15 protein-coding genes and 1 tRNA gene are annotated in these 20126 nt (G+C 52.0%); 4 read left to right on the forward strand and 12 right to left on the reverse strand.

Annotated features, from left to right (window positions below):
* Window positions 1-103 precede the first annotated feature (103 nt).
* Window positions 104-1816, reverse strand: a complete 1713-nt coding sequence (locus QZ105_RS07010) for a B12-binding domain-containing radical SAM protein (protein WP_293729138.1) — start codon at window positions 1814-1816, stop codon at window positions 104-106.
* 164 nt (window positions 1817-1980) lie between these two features.
* Between QZ105_RS07010 and pepF the strand changes: the two genes are divergently transcribed.
* Window positions 1981-3807, forward strand: a complete 1827-nt coding sequence (gene pepF, locus QZ105_RS07015; RefSeq protein ID WP_293729139.1) for an oligoendopeptidase F — start codon at window positions 1981-1983, stop codon at window positions 3805-3807.
* Window positions 3808-3904: 97 nt separating this feature from the next.
* A tRNA-Leu gene (locus QZ105_RS07020) sits at window positions 3905-3991 on the forward strand.
* 242 nt (window positions 3992-4233) lie between these two features.
* Here QZ105_RS07020 and QZ105_RS07025 read toward each other — a convergent pair.
* The 10 genes from QZ105_RS07025 to QZ105_RS07070 all read right to left on the reverse strand — a co-directional run bounded on the left by QZ105_RS07025 (window position 4234) and on the right by QZ105_RS07070 (window position 15074).
* Window positions 4234-5754, reverse strand: coding sequence for a YifB family Mg chelatase-like AAA ATPase (locus QZ105_RS07025; protein ID WP_293729140.1), 1521 nt, complete (start codon window positions 5752-5754; stop codon window positions 4234-4236).
* Between the two features lie 21 nt (window positions 5755-5775).
* Entirely contained in the window at window positions 5776-6147 is a 372-nt protein-coding gene (locus QZ105_RS07030; RefSeq protein ID WP_293729141.1) for a YraN family protein, read from the reverse strand.
* Window positions 6125-6955: a ribonuclease HII gene (locus QZ105_RS07035; protein WP_293729142.1), complete on the reverse strand. Its 831-nt coding sequence runs from the start codon at window positions 6953-6955 to the stop codon at window positions 6125-6127. Before QZ105_RS07035 ends, QZ105_RS07030 begins: the two co-directional genes overlap by 23 nt.
* A 114-nt stretch (window positions 6956-7069) precedes the next feature.
* Entirely contained in the window at window positions 7070-7930 is an 861-nt protein-coding gene (gene ylqF, locus QZ105_RS07040; RefSeq protein WP_293729143.1) for a ribosome biogenesis GTPase YlqF, read from the reverse strand.
* The gene (gene lepB / locus QZ105_RS07045) at window positions 7927-8499 is read right to left on the reverse strand and encodes a signal peptidase I (protein WP_293729144.1); all 573 of its coding nucleotides are present in this window, start codon (window positions 8497-8499) and stop codon (window positions 7927-7929) included. Before lepB ends, ylqF begins: the two co-directional genes overlap by 4 nt.
* A 187-nt stretch (window positions 8500-8686) precedes the next feature.
* Window positions 8687-9028, reverse strand: coding sequence for a 50S ribosomal protein L19 (gene rplS, locus QZ105_RS07050; RefSeq protein ID WP_293729145.1), 342 nt, complete (start codon window positions 9026-9028; stop codon window positions 8687-8689).
* A 194-nt stretch (window positions 9029-9222) separates the two neighbouring features.
* The gene (gene trmFO, locus QZ105_RS07055) at window positions 9223-10536 is read right to left on the reverse strand and encodes a methylenetetrahydrofolate--tRNA-(uracil(54)-C(5))-methyltransferase (FADH(2)-oxidizing) TrmFO (RefSeq protein ID WP_293729146.1); all 1314 of its coding nucleotides are present in this window, start codon (window positions 10534-10536) and stop codon (window positions 9223-9225) included.
* Window positions 10533-12692 (reverse strand): type I DNA topoisomerase, encoded by a 2160-nt coding sequence (gene topA, locus QZ105_RS07060; protein ID WP_293729147.1) that lies wholly within the window; start codon window positions 12690-12692, stop codon window positions 10533-10535. The genes trmFO and topA overlap by 4 nt, the downstream gene beginning before the upstream one ends.
* 11 nt (window positions 12693-12703) lie before the next feature.
* A complete protein-coding gene (gene dprA / locus QZ105_RS07065) occupies window positions 12704-13828 on the reverse strand; it encodes a DNA-processing protein DprA (protein WP_293729148.1) in 1125 nt (374 codons plus the stop codon).
* Window positions 13829-13946: 118 nt separating this feature from the next.
* Window positions 13947-15074 (reverse strand): glycosyltransferase, encoded by a 1128-nt coding sequence (locus tag QZ105_RS07070; protein ID WP_293729149.1) that lies wholly within the window; start codon window positions 15072-15074, stop codon window positions 13947-13949.
* 146 nt (window positions 15075-15220) lie between these two features.
* Between QZ105_RS07070 and QZ105_RS07075 the strand changes: the two genes are divergently transcribed.
* Together QZ105_RS07075 and hydF are read left to right on the forward strand one after the other, a co-directional pair.
* The gene (locus QZ105_RS07075; protein ID WP_293729150.1) at window positions 15221-16273 is read left to right on the forward strand and encodes a nicotinate phosphoribosyltransferase; all 1053 of its coding nucleotides are present in this window, start codon (window positions 15221-15223) and stop codon (window positions 16271-16273) included.
* A gap of 122 nt (window positions 16274-16395) precedes the next feature.
* The gene (gene hydF, locus QZ105_RS07080) at window positions 16396-17622 is read left to right on the forward strand and encodes a [FeFe] hydrogenase H-cluster maturation GTPase HydF (RefSeq protein ID WP_293729151.1); all 1227 of its coding nucleotides are present in this window, start codon (window positions 16396-16398) and stop codon (window positions 17620-17622) included.
* 95 nt (window positions 17623-17717) lie between these two features.
* Here hydF and QZ105_RS07085 read toward each other — a convergent pair.
* Window positions 17718-20126 (reverse strand): phosphoribosylformylglycinamidine synthase (locus QZ105_RS07085; protein ID WP_293729152.1); only part of this gene is annotated, 2409 nt, incomplete at its 5' end.

The following is a 20126-nucleotide window of genomic DNA, read 5'->3' on the forward strand; positions in this document are numbered from 1 at the left end:
CTTGTATATAATACCACTCTGCTTTCCGATTGTCAACACCCTTTTTTACTTTTTTCGTAACTTTTTTAACAAATTTTCTTTGTGTCGCCATGAAGCTCCCTCACTATACGCCCAACGGCAATAAAACGGCGCGTTTTTCTTCACCGCTATTGTCCAGCATCACATAGTATTCTCCCGCTTCTCCAGTTTGCCAATGCGTTTTAAATAGCTCGATAGGATAGTTCTTATGAATCTGCCGCCAACTGCTGAACCTATAACCGGGAATATACTGCTGTACAAGCGCTTCATTACGCCAAAAGTCAGATACGATATTAAAAATCGCTTCGCTCTGCCAGTCAAGCCATTCAGGCCGCCACCCCGGAACAGCCATAAACACATCATAGCGCAATATTTCCTGCAATGCTGCGGCCTGCTCGTCTGTGAAATGCTCAATTATATATTGCTGCAAAATTTGTGCTGTGCCTTTAGTATTATGAGTCTGTGGGTAATATCCCTTCTGCACCCACCAATCTGTCAGCTGCTGATAAAAAGCGAAAGTTTCCGCTCCGCTGCGCTCTATCAACGCCGCTAAAATATGCGGAAAGGCTCCGCTGTTGCCGGTTTGGTCCAAAATATTTTCCACGCGCTTCAAAAGCTGCATATCACCGTAGGGTATATATTTAGTCGCCAGAATTTCGTAAGGCGGTTCATCCATATACGCCAAACCATATTTTTGCGTCTCGCGGCACAGCTGCGTCCCCGGCAGCACCTTCAAAAAGCCCAGCTGCAGCATATCCGCCTGCAAGCTATAGACATCGTTAAAGGATTTGGCAAAGGTTGGCAAATCCTCATAAGGCAAGCCCGCAATCAAATCCACATGAATATGAATATTTTTAAACGATAACAGTCTGCGTACATTAGCCGACAGCTTCACCCAATTATCCTGACGGTTAATAGCCTTCAGCGTCGGCTGATGCGTGCTTTGAATACCTATCTCCAGCTGAAAACGCCCTTTAGGCACTGTAGCTAAAAAATCCAGTACCTTCTCCGATAAAATATCCGCTTTGATTTCAAAATGAAAGGTAGCTTTGGTATCGGCCACAGCTAAATGACGCATAATCGGCAAAAAATATTCTTCATCTAAATTATAAGTACGGTCGACAAATTTCACTAACGGTGCCCCTGCCGCGATGAATTTATCTAAATCACGCAGAACCATGCCCAAAGGACGACGGCGCACCGACCGCGAAATTCCCGATAAGCAATAAGCGCAATGGAAAGGACAGCCGCGCGTACATTCATAGTACACTATTTTATGCTCTGCCAACACCTCAGGCAAATCAGGATAAGGAAAGGGCAGCTCTGCCAAATCCGTCAGCACCACCGTGCCGCCGTTCAGCTCCACTTTCCCATTCTTGACATAAGCAATATGCCGCGGCACAGAACCGCCCAGCTCCAAACTATGCAGCAGCCCGCTGAAAATTGTCTCGCCCTCGCCCTGCACGATATAATCAGCGGCAGGCAGCTCCTTAAATATACGTTCCGCGTCAAAAGCAACCTCCGGCCCACCGATGACAATGACAGCCTCAGGCCGCAGCTTACGCAGCATTTTAATCAATCTGAATACGAACAGCTTGTTCCAGATATGCACTGAAAAACCATAAACCTGCGCTTCGCCCTGCATAATTTTTTCCAGAACCGCCAAAATAGGCGTATTGATAGTTTCCTCCAACAGTTTGACGCTATGGCCCTTGCTTTTAGCATATTCGCCCACATAACGCAGACCCAATCCAGTGTGAATATATTTACTGTTGATAGCAGTTAAAAGTACCTTCATTCAATATTGCCTCTTTTTCTTCCGAATCCATATTTTAATTTTATGGTATAATGTTGTACACAGTGATTCGCGAGCCAAAGGCGACGCGAGAACTGATGTACAACATATGCCCTTGTGGTATAATGATAAGGTATGATTCTAAAATTTGCAAGGAGTTGATTTTCATGTCAGACAAAAATATAAACATACCGGCTCACGGCAGCAACGTCAACCGTGCCGATATTCCCGCAGAATGGAAATGGCGCGTACAGGATATTTACGCCGACGAAGCACACTGGCAGCAGGCCTGCGCTGATTTTAAAGCCAAGCTGCCGCAGCTGGCTGCTTTACAGGGTACTTTGAACAACGCGCAAGTGCTTTACAGCGCGCTCAAGCTCCAGGATGAGCTGTCGCAAATGCTCGATAAAATTTATGCTTACGCACGCCTGCAGCAGGATGCTGATAACACCGACCAGCACCTGCAGGCTCTGTCAGGCGAAGCAGAAGGCCTGGCCGCATCCTTCAGCAGCGCCAATTCCTTCATCGAGCCGGAAATGCTGGCTCTCGGCGAAAAAAAAGTGCAGGAAATGCTGGACAGCGAGCCGCTGCTGGCCGAATATAAATTTTATATTTCCAATTTAATGCGCCTTGCTAATCATGTACTTTCAGCAGACAAGGAAGCTCTTTTTGCTCAAAGCCGTTTGGCTACCAGCTCCGCAGCTAACGCTTTCCGCGCTCTGGTAAGCGCCGATATGCAGTTCCCGCCGATTACCGACGGCGCAGGGAAGCCTGCCGTAGTCAGTGAAGGCAATTATATGCTCAATATGTCCTCCTCCGACCGCCAGCTGCGTAAAAATTCCTTCCAAGCCCTGATGGGAACCTACCATAAATTCCGCAACACCTTAGCAACGACTCTCACTGGCAGCGCCCGCACGGCTTTCTTCTATGCATCTGTACATAATTACAAGGATACGCTGGAATCCGCCCTCGCCGAGGATAATATTCCCTCCAGCCTGTACGACGGCCTTATTCAAACTGTACATGATAACTTAGCGCCTTTGCACGAATATATTCAGCTGAAAAAAGACGTCTTAGGCTACGACGAGCTGCATCCCTACGACCTTTATGTGCCGCTTTCGTCCGCAGCCGACAGCTTTTCCTGCACCTTCCCCGAAGCCTGCGCCAAGGTAGAAGACGCGCTGGCCCCTTTGGGCGAAGATTATGTCGCCACTCTGCATACAGGCTTAACCGGCGGCTGGATTGACGCCTACGAAAATAAAGGCAAGCGTTCCGGCGCTTATTCCTGGGGCGTATATGGCGTACACCCCTTCGTGCTGCTCAACTATCAGCAGCGCTACAGCAGCGTTTCCACCATAGCCCACGAAATGGGGCACGCGCTGCACAGCTACTACAGCAGCCACAACCAAACCTATGTAAATTCCGAATACACTATTTTCTGCGCCGAGGTAGCCTCCACCACCAACGAAAACCTGCTTTTGGAATACACTCTCAAGCACGCAACGGACGAGCAGAAAATTTATCTGCTCAATCAATTTTTGGAAGCAGTGCGCACCACGGTTTACCGTCAGGTACAATTTGCTGAATTTGAAAAATTTATTCACAGCGAAATTACCGCTGGACGCTCGCTGCAGGCCGAAAAGCTGGAAGACTATTGGCTGGATAGCAACCGACGCTATTACGGCCCCGCCTTAACTGTTGATAAGGAATTAGCCAGCGAATGGTCCCGCATCCCTCATTTCTACACGCCGTTCTACGTTTACAAATACGCCACCGGTTACAGCGCTGCCACTGCCTTCGCCAGCGCCATCCTCAGCGGGCAGCCCGGCGCGGTGGAAAAATATTTAGGCTTCCTTAAAGCTGGCGGCAGCGATTATTCCCTCAACATTCTCCAAAACGCCGGCGTAGATTTAAATACTCCTCAGCCCGTTACCATTACGCTGCAAAAATTTGCCGGCAAGCTGCAGGAGCTTAAAGCGCTGCTCGGCAAATAAAATTGCGCTTGCTCAAATTTTTCTGCAAAAACAGTTGACAAACGCATTATAAGCTAGTATAATACTCATTGTTCCGAGTTGTTCGGAGCCAAGAGTTGCCGAAGTGGCGGAATTGGCAGACGCACTTGACTCAAAATCAAGCGGGTTCACGCTCGTGCCGGTTCGAGTCCGGCCTTCGGCACCACGCAAACCATGCGGTTCTTCGAAAGAAGAACCGCTTTTTTGTTTGCCTTGAAAGTTGTAATAGGTCTTGGCTTTAACATCTAATAATAGTATAAAAAATCAGATAGCCAATATCTGACTATCTGAAAAAATATTACATAATCAAGCTAAGCATTTTAGCTCCAGTAAATTATTGCAAGCATTCCTTTTCAGAAAATAGCTATGGAATTAAGTTATAAAAAGAATTTTTCGTTTCTTAATTTTTTAATTGCTCACGCTGGTGCGCAGCTGAATCGCTTCGGCAATGTACCTAGCGGTAATCTGCTCGCTGGCGGCCAAATCGGCAATCGTGCGCGCCACTTTTAAAATGCGGTCGTGGCTGCGGGCGCTCAAATGCAGCATATTAAAATATTTTTCCATAACTGCTTGAGCGTTGTCGTCCAGCTTGCAATATTTTACTACCTCGCTGCGCCCCATCTGCGCGTTGCAGTACAGGCCCCACTGCTCCAGCCGCCGCTGCTGAATCAGTCTGGCCTTAACCACTCGTTCCCGAATTGCGGCCGAGCTTTCTCCTTCCGCCTTTTCCTTCAGTTCGGCAAATTCCACCCGCGCCAGATTTATCTGCATATCCATTCTGTCCATCAGCGGGCCGGAAATTTTGCGTCGGTAAGCGTCGATATCCTTTTGCTTGCAGGTGCAGCGGTGCAGCTTGTCGCCCAAATAACCGCAGGGACACGGGTTCTGAGCGGCTACCAAAATAAAACGGCTGGGAAAGGTCAAGGCCGCGCGCACGCGGGAAATATTAACCTCGCCGTCCTCCAAGGGCTGCCGCAGCATTTCCAAGGTATAGCGTTCAAACTCCGGCAGCTCGTCCAAAAACAAAACGCCGTTATGACTCAGCGTCACCTCGCCCGGACGCGGCGTGGAACCACCACCCAAAAGCGCGCTGCCGGAAATACTGTGATGCGGGCTGCGAAAGGGCCGCTCCAGCATAACGCTGTCGGCCTGGGGCAACAGGCCCACGATGCTGTAAATTTTCGTAACCTCCAGCGCCTCGGCCTCCGTCATCGGCGGCAGAATCGTCACCATGCGCCGCGCCAGCATCGTCTTGCCGCATCCCGGCGAACCCACCAGCAAAATGCTGTGTCCCCCCGCAGCGGCGATTTCCAGACCGCGCCTCGCCACCAGCTGTCCTTTAACGTCTGCAAAATCCACGTGATAAACGCGCTGCTGGTTCTGCAGAATATTTTCCTTCGGTAAAGGCGTCAGCAGCGTTTTGCCCTGCAAATGCTCTGCGATTTCGCTTAAAGTATTGGCCGTATAAACCGTAATGCCGTGAATGAGCTTGCCCTCGGCAGCGTTAGCCTGCGGAATAAAAATTTCCTTAGCACCGCTGCGTTTCGCGTCCATAATCATGGACAACACGCCGGATACCTTACGGATACGTCCGTCCAGCGACAGCTCGCCTACAAAAACTTTTTCATTAACCTTTTCCGCATCCAGCAAACGGCAGCAGCACAGCAAACCCACGGCGATGGGCAAATCCAGGCCGCTGCCCTCCTTACGCAAATCCGCGGGCGCTAAATTCACCGTGATTTTCGTCATAGGGAAAGGATAATGGGAATTGCGCAGCGCCGCCTTCACCCGTTCCTTGGATTCGCGCACCGCCATCGCAGGCAGGCCCACTAAATCAAAATTTGGCAGGCCGTTGCTCACGTCCACCTCCACTAAAATTTGTACTCCGTCGATTCCGCAGGTAGTTTCTCCTAAAATTTGCGCAAACATATTTACACTCCTCTTCTCGTTTCAGAAGCAATGCGGATAATGCCTGAGCTGCACAACCGCAGTGCCTTCTATGATAATTTCAACTACATCAAAGGAAAGCACCGGTATGCAGTCCATCAGCCCCGCGCATTGGAGGTAATATTCGGCACAACGATAGATTTTTCTTTGCTTCGTCAAGTTTACGGCTTCCGCAGGCGCGCCATAGCGCTGCGAAGCCCTCGTCTTGACCTCAATAAAGCTCAATACCCCGGCTTTACTGGCAACAATATCAATTTCACCGTAACGGCGGTAGCGAAAATTACGCGCCAAAATCGTGTATCCCTGCCGCCTTAAATAAGCGCAGGCCGCGTTTTCGCCGTATTCCCCCAGTTTAATCCTCGACCGGGTATTCATAAGCGTCGAGCTGGGGCGCATATAAAATATCTTCCGCAGCGTTTACCGGCGGCAGCCCCATGCTTTTGACCGGCTCATAACTACGGCGGTGCCATTTGGTAGCGCCATGCGCTGCAAGCGCCTGCATATGCGCGCCGCTGCCGTAGCCCTTGTTCTGCGCGAAGCCGTAAGCGGGATAAAGCTTATCCAGACGTTCCATAATGCGGTCACGAGTTACCTTGGCAATGATGGACGCGGCGGCGATGGACGCACTCAAAGCGTCGCCGTGAATAATGGAAACTGTTTCGATTCCCGCTGCCTGCACCGGCATAGCGTCAATCAAAGCGACCTGGGGACGCAGCGGCAAATGCTCCAGTACCGCCGCCATGCCCCGCTGCGTAGCGCTGTAAATATTATAAGCGTCAATATTGCCGACGCTGACGATATTTACCTCTATTGCCAAAGCCTTTTCCATAATTTCGCCGTACAAAGCCTCGCGTCTGGCGGCGCTGAGCTGCTTGGAATCGTTAAGCCCGCTGATAAAATTTTCCTGCGGCAAAATAACGGCGGCGATAACCAAAGGCCCGGCCAGCGGCCCGCGTCCGGCCTCGTCCACGCCCGCCACATATTGCGCGCCCTTCCCATAATAAATACGCTCGTAGCGCAGCATTTTCTCAAAGCGCTGCCGTTCAGCCGCAGCCTTAGCTAGGCGTTTGTCGTAGGCGGCCAGCAGCTTTTGCACGCCGCTGCGCCCGTCCTGCCGCAAAACTTCCATCTGCTCCGCCGCCGGCTGGCCTGCCAGCAGCTCCTTAACCTCGTTGATTTTCATTACTTCACTCTCCATTTGTAAAATAATTTTCTAAAAGCCTGAAAAATTGCATAAAAACCGCTTTATAGTGCAAATGGTACTACAAAGCGGTTCTCAAAATCAAAACCTCATAACTTAGGGCTCGTCGATGGTAAAGCTGCCCAAGCGGCCGGAGCGGAAATCCCGCAGCACCAGTTGGTCCACCTTATCCAAATCCAGCAAACCGCCGGCCTTTAAACAGCCGCGGGCTTCGGCGATTTTCGCCATCACGGCATTAACGTCGTCGCCAGCCTCTAAGCTCACTACATATTTAATTTGCAAGGCCTCGGGATACTTGCGGATTAAAAAATCCAGCAGCAGCTCCACGGCCATTTCTCTGTCAAAAACGTCCTCCTTAATTGCGCCTGTCGCCGCCAAAGCGAAGCCCACGCCGGGGTCTTCAAATTTCGGCCACAACACGCCGGGCGTGTCCAAAAGCTCCAATCCCTTGGCGATCGTCACCCACTGCTGGCCGCGGGTCACGCCGGGCTTATCGGCAGCCATAACTTTATTTTTCCCGACTAAGCGGTTAATCAGCGTAGACTTGCCCACGTTGGGAATGCCTACGATCATCACGCGCACGGGACGGTTGCGCACACCCTTTTTCAGCCATTTATCAATCACCGGCTTGGCTGCCAGCTGAATAGCGCCAATGAGCTGCTTCACGCCCTTGCCCGTCGCACAGTCCACCTTGCACACCGGCAAGCCGCTGTCCTTCAGCTTTTCCAGCCAGCGCTCGGTCTGCGCCTTGTCCGCCATATCCACCTTATTCAAAGCGATGACCTTAGGCTTGGCGCCTAAAATATTTTGCAGCATGGGATTGGTGCTGGAGCGGGGAATACGCGCATCCAGCATTTCCACCACCACGTCCACCAGCTTAATCTGGCTTTCCATCATGCGTTTGGCCTTGGTCATATGGCCGGGGAACCATTGAATTTTAAAATCCTCCAGCCTCATTGGCCCATACCTGTGTCAGCCTTGATAACCCGCGCCTGGCTTAAAGGCCAGAAGGCTGCCAGCGCCCGACCCTTCACCAGCTTATGGGGCACAAAGCCCACGTCGGCAAAGCGGCTGTCCTCGGAATTATTGCGGTTGTCGCCCAGTACGAAAATGGTTCCTTCGGGTACTACCGTCTTGCGGAAGTTGGAAAGATTGCGGCCCTTGGGGTCGTCCTTATAAATATAATTTTCTTTCAACGCCGTGCCGTTGACCAGCACCTGACCGTTGCGCATCTCTATCGTATCGCCGCCCACTGCGATAACGCGCTTGATAAAGTCCCGGCTTTCATCCTTGGGGAAGCGGAACACCACAATCTCGCCGCGCTTGGGGTCGGACACAAAATAACTCAGCTTATCCACAATCAGCCGCTCGTGGTTGACCAGCGTGGGATACATGGACGAGCCTTCAACCATGTAGGGCTCCACTAAAAAAGTACGGATACAAAAAGCCAGAGCGACGGCGACAATTATAGATACCAGCCAATCGCTGGCGCTGTCCTGCCAGGAAATTTCTTTTTTGCTGCTCAATTATAAAGTCCCCTCTCTAAAACAATTTATGCTTTTATTTTAACATAAAAATCGCGTGCCGTCATGGGCAACTTATGGCAGTTATGTAAAAAATACCTGCAAGCCGCAGGGAAATTGCGCCATAATAAAAGGGACTGCACTACTAATGTTACAGTCCCTCTCATTATTCATGAACATCTTCGCTGAATTAGCGTTTTTCTCTGATACGAGCTGCTTTACCAGTCAGGTTGCGCAGGTAGTACAGTTTAGCGCGGCGAACGATACCGCGGCGTGCAACCTCAATCTTTTCGATACGCGGGCTGTGAACCGGGAAAGTTCTTTCTACGCCTACGCCGTAGGAAATACGACGAACGGTAAAGTTTTCACGAACGCCGGAGCCGCTGCGGGCGATAACAACGCCTTCAAACAGCTGAATACGCTCTCTGCTGCCTTCAACGATTTTGCAATAAACTTTTACGGTGTCGCCTGCTTTAAAATCAGGGATGTCGGAACGCAGTTGTTCTTGTTCCAATACTTCAATAATGTTCATAATGTCCTCCTAAATCATAGACGTTCATGTGTGAACCCCACAGCGGACCGTCCGTATTACACAACGAAAATTGTATCATAAACCAAGAATTAAATCAAGAAAAAATGCAATATTTTTTACAAAAACATAGGATTATAATACATATGTGTTACAACCGGAAAAAACGGAAATACCAAATGGCACAACCAATTATCTTATTTTTCCAGCAGCATTTGAAAATTTTCCAACGCTTCTAAAGCTCTGGCAGCAATTTGCGCGTTCTTTTCTTTTTTCTTACGGATACGCACTGTCAGCGGCGGAATCAACCCGAAATTTATATTCATAGGCTGGAAGTTTTCTATAGCCGGATTGCTGATGTAATTAGCCAAAGCGCCGTGAGCCGTTTCCGCAGGGAAATCTGCTTCCGAAAGCTCCAGCGCCGCCCGCGCTGCGGCAATGCCTGCCATCAGCCCCGACGCCGCCGATTCCACATAACCCTCTACGCCGGTCATCTGCCCAGCAAAATAAAAGCGCTTATCGTTGTGCAGGCAGAAATGCTTATCCAAAAGCTGTGGCGAATTAAGATAGGTATTTTTGTGCATTACGCCGTAACGCACAAATTCAGCTTTCTCCAGACCGGGAATCATACCGAACACGCGGCGCTGCTCCGGCCATTTCAAATGAGTCTGAAAGCCTACGATATTATACAGCGAAGCGGCGGCGTTATCCTGACGCAGCTGTACTACAGCATAGGCTTCCTTTCCGGTACGCTGGTCAATCAAGCCCACAGGCTTCAGAGGACCAAAGCGCATGGTGTCCTCGCCGCGGGCCGCCATTTCCTCAATAGGCATACAGGCCTCAAAAACATCGTGCTCAAAATCCTTTACCGGCGCACTTTCGGCAGCGCACAAAGCCTGCCAAAAAGCCACATACTCTTCTTTGCTATAAAAGGGACAGTTAAGATAATCCGCCCCGCCCTTATCATAGCGGGAAGCGCGGTACACCTTGTCATAATCCAGCGAATCAGCAGTTACTATGGGAGCTGCCGCATCGAAGAAATGGAAATATTCCTCGCGCAGCATTTCCTTAATATTATCAGAAAGAGCATCGGAGGTCAACGGCCCGCTGGCTACGATGACGATACCCTCCAAACTCTGCAAGTCGGTTACTTCCTCATGCACGACGGTAATCAAAGGATTGCTGCGCACGGCCTCCGTTACGCCTGCGGCAAAGCCGTCACGGTCAACGGCCAAGGCTCCGCCTGCCGGCACCTGATGCTTGTCCGCTTGCTCCATAATCAGCGAGCCTAAGCGGCGCATTTCTTCCTTTAACAAGCCTACGGCATTTTCAATATTTCCGGCGCGCAGGCTGTTGCTGCATACCAGCTCGGCAAAATAAGCAGTTTTATGTGCAGCGTCGCTTTTCAGCGGCCGCATTTCGTGCAGAATAACGGGAATTCCTCTTTTAGTAAGCTGATTGGCGGCCTCGCAGCCTGCCAAGCCAGCGCCTATTACATGAACCGGTTTCATTTAGCAGCCTTCTTTCTGCCGCCGCGAGCGGTTTTTTTAGCGGCTGTCTTAGGCGGTTCCTGTTCCTTAACGGCAGCAGGCCGTACAGGTCGCGCGTCAACGCATTCAGTATTGCTGCAATATTTACGCTTGCGCCCGCTGCGTTCGGTATGCTCTACCAGCATATGGCCGCATTTGGCGCATTTCTCCTGCAAGGGCAAATCCCAGGTAGTGTATTCGCATTCAGGGTACTTTTCGCAGCCGTAGAAGGTTTTGCCGGTTTTGGTTTTGCGCTCGATAAGCTCGCCGCCGCATACGGGGCAAGCTACGCCTATCTTTTTTAAAATCGGCTTGGCGTTACGGCAGTCGGGGAAGCCCGGGCAAGCCAAAAACTTGCCGAAACGTCCTTCCTTAACTACCATCATGCGGCCGCATTTTTCGCAGGGAATGTCCGTTACCTCCACCGGCAGATCAACTGCGGGGATTTCTTCGTTAGCTCTTGCCAAATCCTTAGCGAAGGGGCCGTAGAAATTATGCAGCACCTGCTCCTTGGAGATGTTATGCTCGGCAATTTCGTCCAACTGCCCCTCTAATTCTGCGGAAAAAGGTATATTAATCAAATCCTTGAAATATTCTGTCAGCATATCTATGGTCAATAGTCCCAGCTCCGTCACCAGCAGCTTTTTACCTTCCTTAACCACATAGCCGCGGCTGATAATCGTTACGATAGTAGGAGCATAGGTGGAAGGACGGCCAATGCCCTTTTCCTCCAGCTCCTTAATCAGCGTCGCTTCGGTAAAATGCGCAGGCGGCTCAGTGAAATGCTGTTCTGCCGGCAGCAGCTTATGCAGCACCAGCTTGCTGCCCGGCTCGATATAAGGTACGGTCTTATCCTTTTCCTCATCGGCGCTCTTGCCGCCGTTCAGCTCCAAGAAGCCGGCAAAGCGCAGAATGGAACCGCTGGCGCGCAGCTGATAATCACCGGCGTCGATAAGCAGCGTAGTAACGTCATAAACGGCGTCGCTCATCTGACTGGCGACGGCGCGTTTCCAAATCAGCGTATACAGCTTCAGCTGGTCGCTGGTCAAATGGCCGGCAACCTCGCTGGGAGTACGCAGTACGCTGGTAGGACGAATAGCCTCGTGAGCGTCCTGCGCATTCTTTTTAGCGCTGTAATGATTAGGCTTAGGCGAGCAAAACTCCTGCCCCAGGCTATCCTTAATATAATTGCGAATCTCGTCGACAGCTACGTCGGCCAGACGCACAGAATCCGTTCTCATGTAAGTTATCAAGCCTACGGACGCCTTGCCCAAAGAAACGCCTTCATAAAGCTGCTGAGCCACCATCATGGTTTTCTTAGCGGAAAAATTCAGCTTCTTGTTAGCTTCCTGCTGTAAATTAGATGTGGTAAAGGGCGGCATCGGATGACGCTTGCGCTCCTTGCGTTCTGCCTTGCTGACGATATAAGCTGCATTGGCCAAAGCTGCTTCAGCAGCATGAGCCTGCTCTGCTGAGGTCAGCTCCAGCTTTTTGCCCTTGTATTTTACAGTCTCCGCTTCAAAAATAGGCGCTTTAGCATGCTCCCGCAGCTTAGCGTTCAGCGTCCAGTATTCCTGGGGCACGAAAGCTTCAATTTCCTTATCACGATCGGCTACAAGCTTCACGGCTACGGATTGCACGCGGCCTGCGCTCAATCCCTTACGTATTTTGCGCCACAGCAGCGGGCTTAGCTGATAACCGACAATGCGGTCTAAAATACGCCGCGCCTGCTGTGCGTCAACCATATCCATATCGATGGCCCGCGGATGCTTAATCGCATCCTTTACCGCGCTGCTGGTAATCTCGTGAAACTCGATGCGGCAGCTCTTATCTTCTTCCAAGCCAAGGATATGAGCCAAATGCCAGCTGATTGCTTCTCCCTCACGGTCAGGGTCAGTTGCCAGATAAACCTTATCCGCTTTTTTGGCCATAGTTTTGAGTTCCTTAATCAGCTCGCCCTTGCCGCGGATATTGATATACTTAGGCTCAAAGTCCTTCTCCACATCTACGCCGAAGGTGCTTTTCGGCAAATCGCGCAGATGCCCCATAGAAGCTTTGACCTTATAATTTTTTCCTAAAAATTTTTCAATAGTCTTGGATTTCGTGGGAGATTCCACGATAACCAAATTCATAGCCATTCCTTTTCCTCCTACCTGCGGTAGTATCGCTGAGCCTGATCGACGTCTGCCAAGCCAGTCGCCTGCAGCTCAAGCAGCTCCATGCTGACGGCGGCAAAATCTGCGCCGCTTCGTTCCGTCAGCTCCTCCAGTGTACAGGCCCCGCCCTGCAAAATTTGCAGCAGCCTGCCGCCCAGCTCAGTTACCGTCACCGCAGGCGCGTCCTTTTCAGGCTCCGCTGCGTCAAAAATCGTCGGCTGGCTGACGTGCTGCCGCACATGCAGCTCCCAATCGTTCTTATCCTCTAAAATATCCTGGGGTGTATCCACCAGCTTAGCTCCTGTACGAATCAAATCGTGGCAGCCAATACTGGTATGATCAAAAATATTGCCGGGCACGCAATAAACATCGCGCCCCTCGTCAGCCGCTATATTGGCCGTAATCAGCGCCCCGCTGCGCCGTGCGGCCTCAGCCACCAGCACGCCGCGGGACATCCCCACGATAATTCTGTTGCGCGCAGGGAAATTGCTGGGCAGAGGCGCTACGCCCGGAGGATATTCCGTTACCAGCGCTCCCTGCTGCCGCACAATCCGGTGAAAAAGCGCGCTGTTTGCCGGAGGATAATCCATATCCAAACCGCAGCCCATAACGGCCACAGTCCGTCCTCCAGCCGCCAAGCAGGCCTCATGAGCGGCAGTATCGATGCCGCGGGCGCCGCCGCTGATAATTGGTATGCCCTGTCTGGCCAGCGCACCGGCAAAATAAGCCGCCGCCCGCTCACCGTAAGCCGTACAGTCCCGCGAGCCCACTACGGCTAAACAGTAATCAGTACGCGGCAGTTCTCCCTTAACATACAGCACCAGCGGAGGGTCGGAGGTCTGCCGCAAAGCGCTCGGATAGTCCTCGTCGCTTACGGCTACCAGCCTTACGCCCTCCTGTCGGCAGAAATAAGCTATTTTCTGCGGCCACGCTGCGCTGCGGTTAGCGATAAAATTTTCCACGGCCGCCGCCTTTGCCAGCCCTGTTGCCAGCAAGGCTTCAGCATCAGCTTCAAATACGGCGCGAGCGCCGCCTAAGCGCTGCGTCAGCTTTAATATCTGTTTGCGGCCCAGGCCGGGCACAACGGCGCATAAAGCAGCTAAATATAGATTATGCATGAAAGCAAATCCCTCCTGTAAATCATTCTATTATGCAGTCAGGACCACCTTCACGCCACAGCCTTCATAATATGTAATTTTCTCTCATTATAAAGAAGAAAGCAGCAACGGTCAAGCACTATTTTCTGACAACGTCGTCCTCTTCCTGTCCGCAACCGCGTACTTTAGCCAGAATATAGCGGCAAATCTGCTGCGCCGCCAGCGGATGTGCGTGCTGCCGCCGCAGCTGCGTCGCTTCGTCAGACCTTCTGGCTCGTACTAATTGCATCAGCTCCTGTACGTTATACGCTACTCTGACGCCGCAATACTGCTGCAAAAAGAGCGCATTGCCCTGCTCCTGCCCCGGCAGCGGCTTATATACCAAAAAGTCTAAATCGAACGCCAGCACTTCTGCCGACGTCAGCCCGCCGGCCTTGGTAATAATCATATCCGCTGCGGCCATCAGCTGAGGCACGTCCTTCCGAAAGCCGTAAACCTCCATACTGCTGCCAAAACGGCTTCGAAGCCGCTCCGCCAGCTTAGCGTTGCGTCCGGTTATGGCTATCACCCGCAGCCCGGCAATCTGTTCCCGCTGCAGCGCTTCCATAATTTCTTCCATGGGCAGCAGGCCCTCGCCGCCGCCCATCAGCAGGCACACCCGCTCGTCTGCGCCCCAGCCGAAGCCTTGACGGCATGATTGCTTATCATGCTGCAAAAACTGCCTGCGCACCGGAATCCCTAAAGGCTGCACATCAACCGGCAGCGTAATTTTGCCGCACAACAGCTTATCGGCAATAAAATAAGTATCCACACCCTCGCACAGCCACCAGCGGTGAATAGTAAAATCCGTTACTACCGCGCTCAGCCATAAATCAGGCCGCCGCTTTTTATAGCAGGCCACGATACCGGCCGGAGTAGCGTGGGTCGCCACCGCCGCGTCAGGCTGCACACGGTTCAAATAGCCGCGCCCCAGCCAGGCCAGCGCACTGTTAAGCAAGCCGCGCAGCCACAGCGAACCGCCCTGCCTGTCGCCCCATTTATAGGCCAGCGCATACAGCCAGGGACAGCGCTCTAAAATCCACAAATAGCTGCGCAGAAAAGCGCTGCCCAAAAAGCGCGGAAAAAAGTCAAAAATATTGCCGTGCACAACCCGCACTCCCGGCGTGCGTAGAAGCTCCTGCTCCAAGGCTTCTGCCGCCAGCTTATGCCCCGACCCAATAGGCGCGGACAGCAGCAGCACGGTAATCTGTTTTTCTTCTATCTGCATAAGTATTCACCATTATCAGTCAGTCACAAAAAACGATTTTTTTGTAAAATCACTTGAATAACAAACGCTATTATTGTATCATATTTTCAATAACATTCAATCACAGAAATGTTTAATTAATGAAAAATTTTTGGGAGGTTCTCAAAGTGACTAAAAGAATACCCGTAGAAAAATTTAACTTTCCTGTAGAAGAAATCAAATCCGGTTATTATACCGACGCTTATTTTCTGCGTTCCGAAGAAATTTTAAACGGCGATAATTATCATCCCCGCGTATTGATGCAGGTATTTGCCCGCGATAACGTAGTAGTCTGCGGTACCGACGAGGTTATTGCCCTGATTAAAACCTGCGCCTTCCATCCGGAAGACATCGTTATTCATTCCCTGCGCGACGGCGAAGAGGTCAGCGAATGGGAAACCGTTATGACCATCGAAGGCGACTATGCCGACTTCGCCCATCTGGAAACTCTCTATCTGGGTATTTTGGCGCGTCAAAGCCGCATCGCTACCAATGTACGCCGCGTAGTAAAAGCAGCCAACGGCAAGCCCGTTCTGTTCTTCCCCGCCCGTTATGATATCTACCAAACGCAGGAATCTGACGGTTATGCAGCTATGGTCGGCGGCATCACCGGCTTTTCCACCGACGCCAATGCCCGCGCCTACGGCGGCAAAGGCTTGGGCACTATTCCTCACGCGCTCATCGCTTCTTATAACGGCGATACCGTAGCGGCAACGGAGGCCTTTGACAAATACGTTGATCCCTCCATCGCCCGCATCGCTTTGGTGGATTTCGACAACGACTGCGTAAACACCTCTTTGGCCGTAGCCCGCAAGCTGGGCAAAAAGCTGGCAGGCGTGCGTCTGGATACTTCCGGCAGCATGGTTGATAAAAGCCTGTGGACCCAAATCGGCACTTTTAAGCCCACCGGCGTCTGCAAAGAATTGGTCTGCAACGTGCGCAGGGCTTTGGATGTGGAAGGCTTCAACCACGTTAAAATTATCGTATCCGGCGGCTTTGACGCTGCCCGCGTAGCGGCCTTTGAAGAGCTGGGCGTGCCCGTAGATACCTACGCCGTAGGCTCCTCCTTCTTCGACGGCAACATCAATTTTACCGCCGATATCGTAAAGGTCAACGGCAAGGACTGCGCTAAAGCAGGCCGCAAGTATAACCCCAATCCCAAACTGGAACTGGTTGATTAAAACCTGCCGTTACGCAGGCTTTCGCATACTTCCAGCGTTTATCAGGAAGTCAAGAATTTTAAGCACTGGGGCTTGTTCCTCAGTGCTTTTTGTCTATACGGCTCTTTGAAGGAGGTAATCTTATGAGCTTAAATACTACTCCCGCTGCGGAACGCATCCATATCGGCATCTTCGGCCGACGCAACGCAGGTAAATCCAGCCTTATCAACGCTCTTACCAGTCAGGACTTAGCCATCGTCAGCGAGCAAAAAGGCACTACTACCGACCCTGTTTATAAGGCCATGGAGCTTTTGCCCTTAGGGCCTGTTATGATAATCGACACGCCGGGCATCGACGATGAAGGCGAGCTGGGCCGCCAACGCATCGATAAGGCTTACCAGGTACTTAACAAAACCGATATCGCCCTTTTGGTAGTCGACGCCGCCGCAGGCTTAGCCAAAGAAGATAAGGAGCTGTGGCAGCAGATACAGCGCAAGGACCTGCCTGCAATTCTGGTGCTCAATAAAATGGAAACGCTGGCGGAAATGCAGCAGGCTGTCATCACTGCCAGCGCTCTCACGCTGACCAAAAGCTGCTTTCTCGTCAGCACTAAAACCGGTCAGAATATCCGCGAGCTGAAAGAAGCCATCGCCGCCCTCAAGCCGCGGGAAACGGAACGCCAGCTGGTAGGCGATTTGCTAAAGCCGCTCGACACAGTAATCCTAGTAACCCCCATCGACAGCGCCGCGCCCAAGGGCCGCCTGATACTGCCCCAGCAGCAGGTGCTGCGCAATGTATTGGATAATAATGGCATCGCCATGGTCGTTCAGGAAACAGAGCTGGCCCAAGCGCTGCTCAAGCTAGCAGAACCTCCGCGTCTGGTAATCACCGACAGCCAGGCCTTTGCCAAGGTCAGCCAAATTGTGGCGCCCAGCGTTCCCCTCACCTCTTTTTCCATACTTATGGCTCGCTATAAGGGCAGCCTTTATCACGCCGTTAAAGCCGTGCGCACATTGGACAGCATTGCCGACGGCGATAAGATTCTCATCAGCGAAGGCTGTACCCATCACCGCCAGTGCCAGGATATCGGCACCGTGAAAATGCCCAACTGGATACGCGCCTATACCAAGGCCGAGCCTCAATTTGTTTTTACCAGCGGTATCGAATTTCCCCAGGACCTTAGTCCCTACAAGCTGGTGGTTCACTGCGGCGCCTGTATGCTCAATGAAAAAGAAATGCAGTACCGCAATAAAACGGCGCTGGAGCAAAACGTGCCTATGACTAACTACGGCATCGCCATAGCTTATATGCACGGCATCTTAAAGCGTACTATAGCGCCGCTGCCAGACGTAGCAAAGCTGCTGGAATAAATCATCTCCGCAGAAAAGCTTTGCCCACTGCAAGAAGCTTGCCAGCAAAAAAGCCATCGCCTCTTTACGGAAGCGATGGCTTTTTACGTCACTGTTTATTTAAAATAATTTACGCCGCTCTTGAACAGCTTTTGATCCTTTTCGCCGGCAATATTGCGGAACAGGCCGGGAGCAAAACGCTCGCTATGGCCCATCTTGCCCAGAATACGTCCGTCGGGGCTGGTAATGCCCTCGATAGCGTACAGGCTGCCGTTAGGATTATACGGCGTGTTCATAGTGGGAACGCCCTGCATATTTACATACTGGGTAGCTACCTGACCGTTGGCAAACAGCTCCTTGATAACGCTTTCCGGCGCATAGAAGCGGCCCTCGCCGTGGGATACGGCAATAGCGTGCTCCTCGCCCGGCTCGCAGCAGCTGAGCCACGGGGATTTATTGGAAACCACTCTGGTCGTCACGATTTGCGAAATATGACGGCCGATATTATTAAAGGTCAGCGTGGGAGATGCAGCGGACAAATCGCGGATTTCGCCATAAGGCACCAAGCCCAGCTTAATTAACGCCTGGAAGCCGTTGCAGATGCCCAGCATCAGACCGTCGCGGTTTTCCAGCAGGTCGCTGATGGCTTCTTTAATGCGCGGATTGCGGAACATAGTAGCGATAAATTTACCGCTGCCGTCAGGCTCGTCGCCAGCGCTGAAGCCGCCGGGAATCATCACGATTTGAGCGTTATTGATATATTTAACCATGGCCTCTACGGATTCTTCGATAGCAGCCGCAGTCAGATTGCGTACAATAAAGGTATCGGCCACAGCTCCTGCAGCTTCAAAAGCACGGGCGCTGTCGTATTCGCAGTTGTTGCCGGGGAACACGGGGATAAACACCCGCGGCTTAGCAATATTTACCGGCGCAGTCAGCGACAGCTCCGCTTTATACAGAGGCATATTGATATCGACAGGCTCTTCTGCTTCCGGCAGTCTGTCCGGGAAGATAGTCTGCAAAGGCGCACGGTAAGCCTCCAAAGCCTTATCGGCAGCAATAAGCGTATCGTTAATGGCAATACCGGCCTGCTCTGTCGTGTGGCCCAGGAGCATATAATCCAAACCGTCGAACAGCTCCTCCGGCTCTGCGCCGTCGGCCAGCTCCAAAACCATACCGCCGGGCTGCAGCGTAAACAGGCTATCCGTATCGTGGAAGGGCTTAATAAATTCAAAGCCCAGCTCGTTGCCCATAGCCATGGTCGTTACTAAAGCGGCGATACCGCCCTCTTTAACAGCGGCTGCCGCTGCGATTTTGCCTGCTCCCATAGCGTTGTGAACGGCAGTCAGATTTTTGCGCAAAGCGGCAAAATCCAGCACCTCCGCAGTATCGCGCGGGCAAGACAGGAATACAACCTTATGTCCTGCCGCTTTAAATTCTGCGGACACGGCCTTATTGCCGTCGATTACGCCTACGGCAAAGGATACCAGCGTCGGCGGCACAGTTTTATCCATAAAGGTCCCGCTCATGGAATCCTTGCCACCGATGGCAGGCAGGTCCAAGGCGTCCAGCGTAGTGAACGCGCCCAGCAAAGCGCTGAAGGGCTGGCCCCAGCTATTGGCGTCGTGCAGCTTCGGGAAATACTCCTGCAATGTCAGGCGCAGCTTAATCGGGTCGGCGCCCAAAGCTACGGCGCGAACTACGGATTCCGTTACTGCATACATTGCGCCGTGGAAAGGACTCCAGCAGGCCACGGCAGGATTATAGCCGCAGGCCATAACCGTAGCGGCGTCAGTATTACCATGCAGCACCGGAATGCGTCCTACCATGCCCTCGCTGGGCGTAAGCTGGGTTTTGCCGCCGAAGGGCATCAGTACGGTGCCGCGGCCGATAGTGCTGTCAAAGCGCTCGGACAGACCCTTTTGGCTGCACACATTCAGGCGGCCCAGATTATTGAGCCAGGCAGCTTCCAAATCTTTTGCCTTCTGCGCTTCCTCCGGCACATGCTCAAAGACGTTATCCTGCTGCTCCTCGCTTACTACTACATTGGTATGCTGTGCCACGCCGTTAGTATCCAGGAAAGCGCGGGACAAATCGACAATTTTATCGCCGCGCCAGTACATCACAAGACGCGGGTCGGCAGTAACCTCGGCTACAACGGTAGCCTCAAGGTTTTCCTCATCGGCATATTTTATAAAGGCGTCGCGATTAGCGGCTTCGATAACTACCGCCATGCGCTCCTGAGATTCGGAAATAGCCAGCTCGGTGCCGTCCAAGCCCTCGTATTTCTTCGGCACTTTATCCAAATCGATAACCAAGCCGTCGGTCAGCTCGCCGATAGCTACGGATACGCCGCCTGCGCCAAAGTCGTTGCAGCGTTTAATCATAGCCGTAACGGCAGGATTACGGAACAAGCGCTGAATCTTGCGCTCCGTCGGCGGATTGCCCTTCTGTACCTCTGCGCCGCAGCTCATCAGGGAATCTACGGTATGCTCCTTGGAGGAACCCGTTGCGCCGCCGCAGCC

It is taken from the genome of uncultured Phascolarctobacterium sp. (assembly GCF_905212365.1).
Taxonomy (GTDB): domain Bacteria; phylum Bacillota; class Negativicutes; order Acidaminococcales; family Acidaminococcaceae; genus Phascolarctobacterium_A.

Coding starts and splice junctions, on each gene's coding strand:
- topA (WP_293729147.1), bottom strand. CDS start 12,692: ATGGCTATGAATTTGGTTATCGTGGAATCTCCCACGAAATCCAAGACT.
- QZ105_RS07025 (WP_293729140.1), bottom strand. CDS start 5,754: ATGTTTGCGCAAATTTTAGGAGAAACTACCTGCGGAATCGACGGAGTA.
- pepF (WP_293729139.1), top strand. CDS start 1,981: ATGTCAGACAAAAATATAAACATACCGGCTCACGGCAGCAACGTCAAC.
- ylqF (WP_293729143.1), bottom strand. CDS start 7,930: ATGAGGCTGGAGGATTTTAAAATTCAATGGTTCCCCGGCCATATGACC.
- rplS (WP_293729145.1), bottom strand. CDS start 9,028: ATGAACATTATTGAAGTATTGGAACAAGAACAACTGCGTTCCGACATC.
- dprA (WP_293729148.1), bottom strand. CDS start 13,828: ATGCATAATCTATATTTAGCTGCTTTATGCGCCGTTGTGCCCGGCCTG.
- QZ105_RS07010 (WP_293729138.1), bottom strand. CDS start 1,816: ATGAAGGTACTTTTAACTGCTATCAACAGTAAATATATTCACACTGGA.
- QZ105_RS07070 (WP_293729149.1), bottom strand. CDS start 15,074: ATGCAGATAGAAGAAAAACAGATTACCGTGCTGCTGCTGTCCGCGCCT.
- hydF (WP_293729151.1), top strand. CDS start 16,396: ATGAGCTTAAATACTACTCCCGCTGCGGAACGCATCCATATCGGCATC.
- trmFO (WP_293729146.1), bottom strand. CDS start 10,536: ATGAAACCGGTTCATGTAATAGGCGCTGGCTTGGCAGGCTGCGAGGCC.
- QZ105_RS07035 (WP_293729142.1), bottom strand. CDS start 6,955: ATGAAAATCAACGAGGTTAAGGAGCTGCTGGCAGGCCAGCCGGCGGCG.
- QZ105_RS07030 (WP_293729141.1), bottom strand. CDS start 6,147: ATGAATACCCGGTCGAGGATTAAACTGGGGGAATACGGCGAAAACGCG.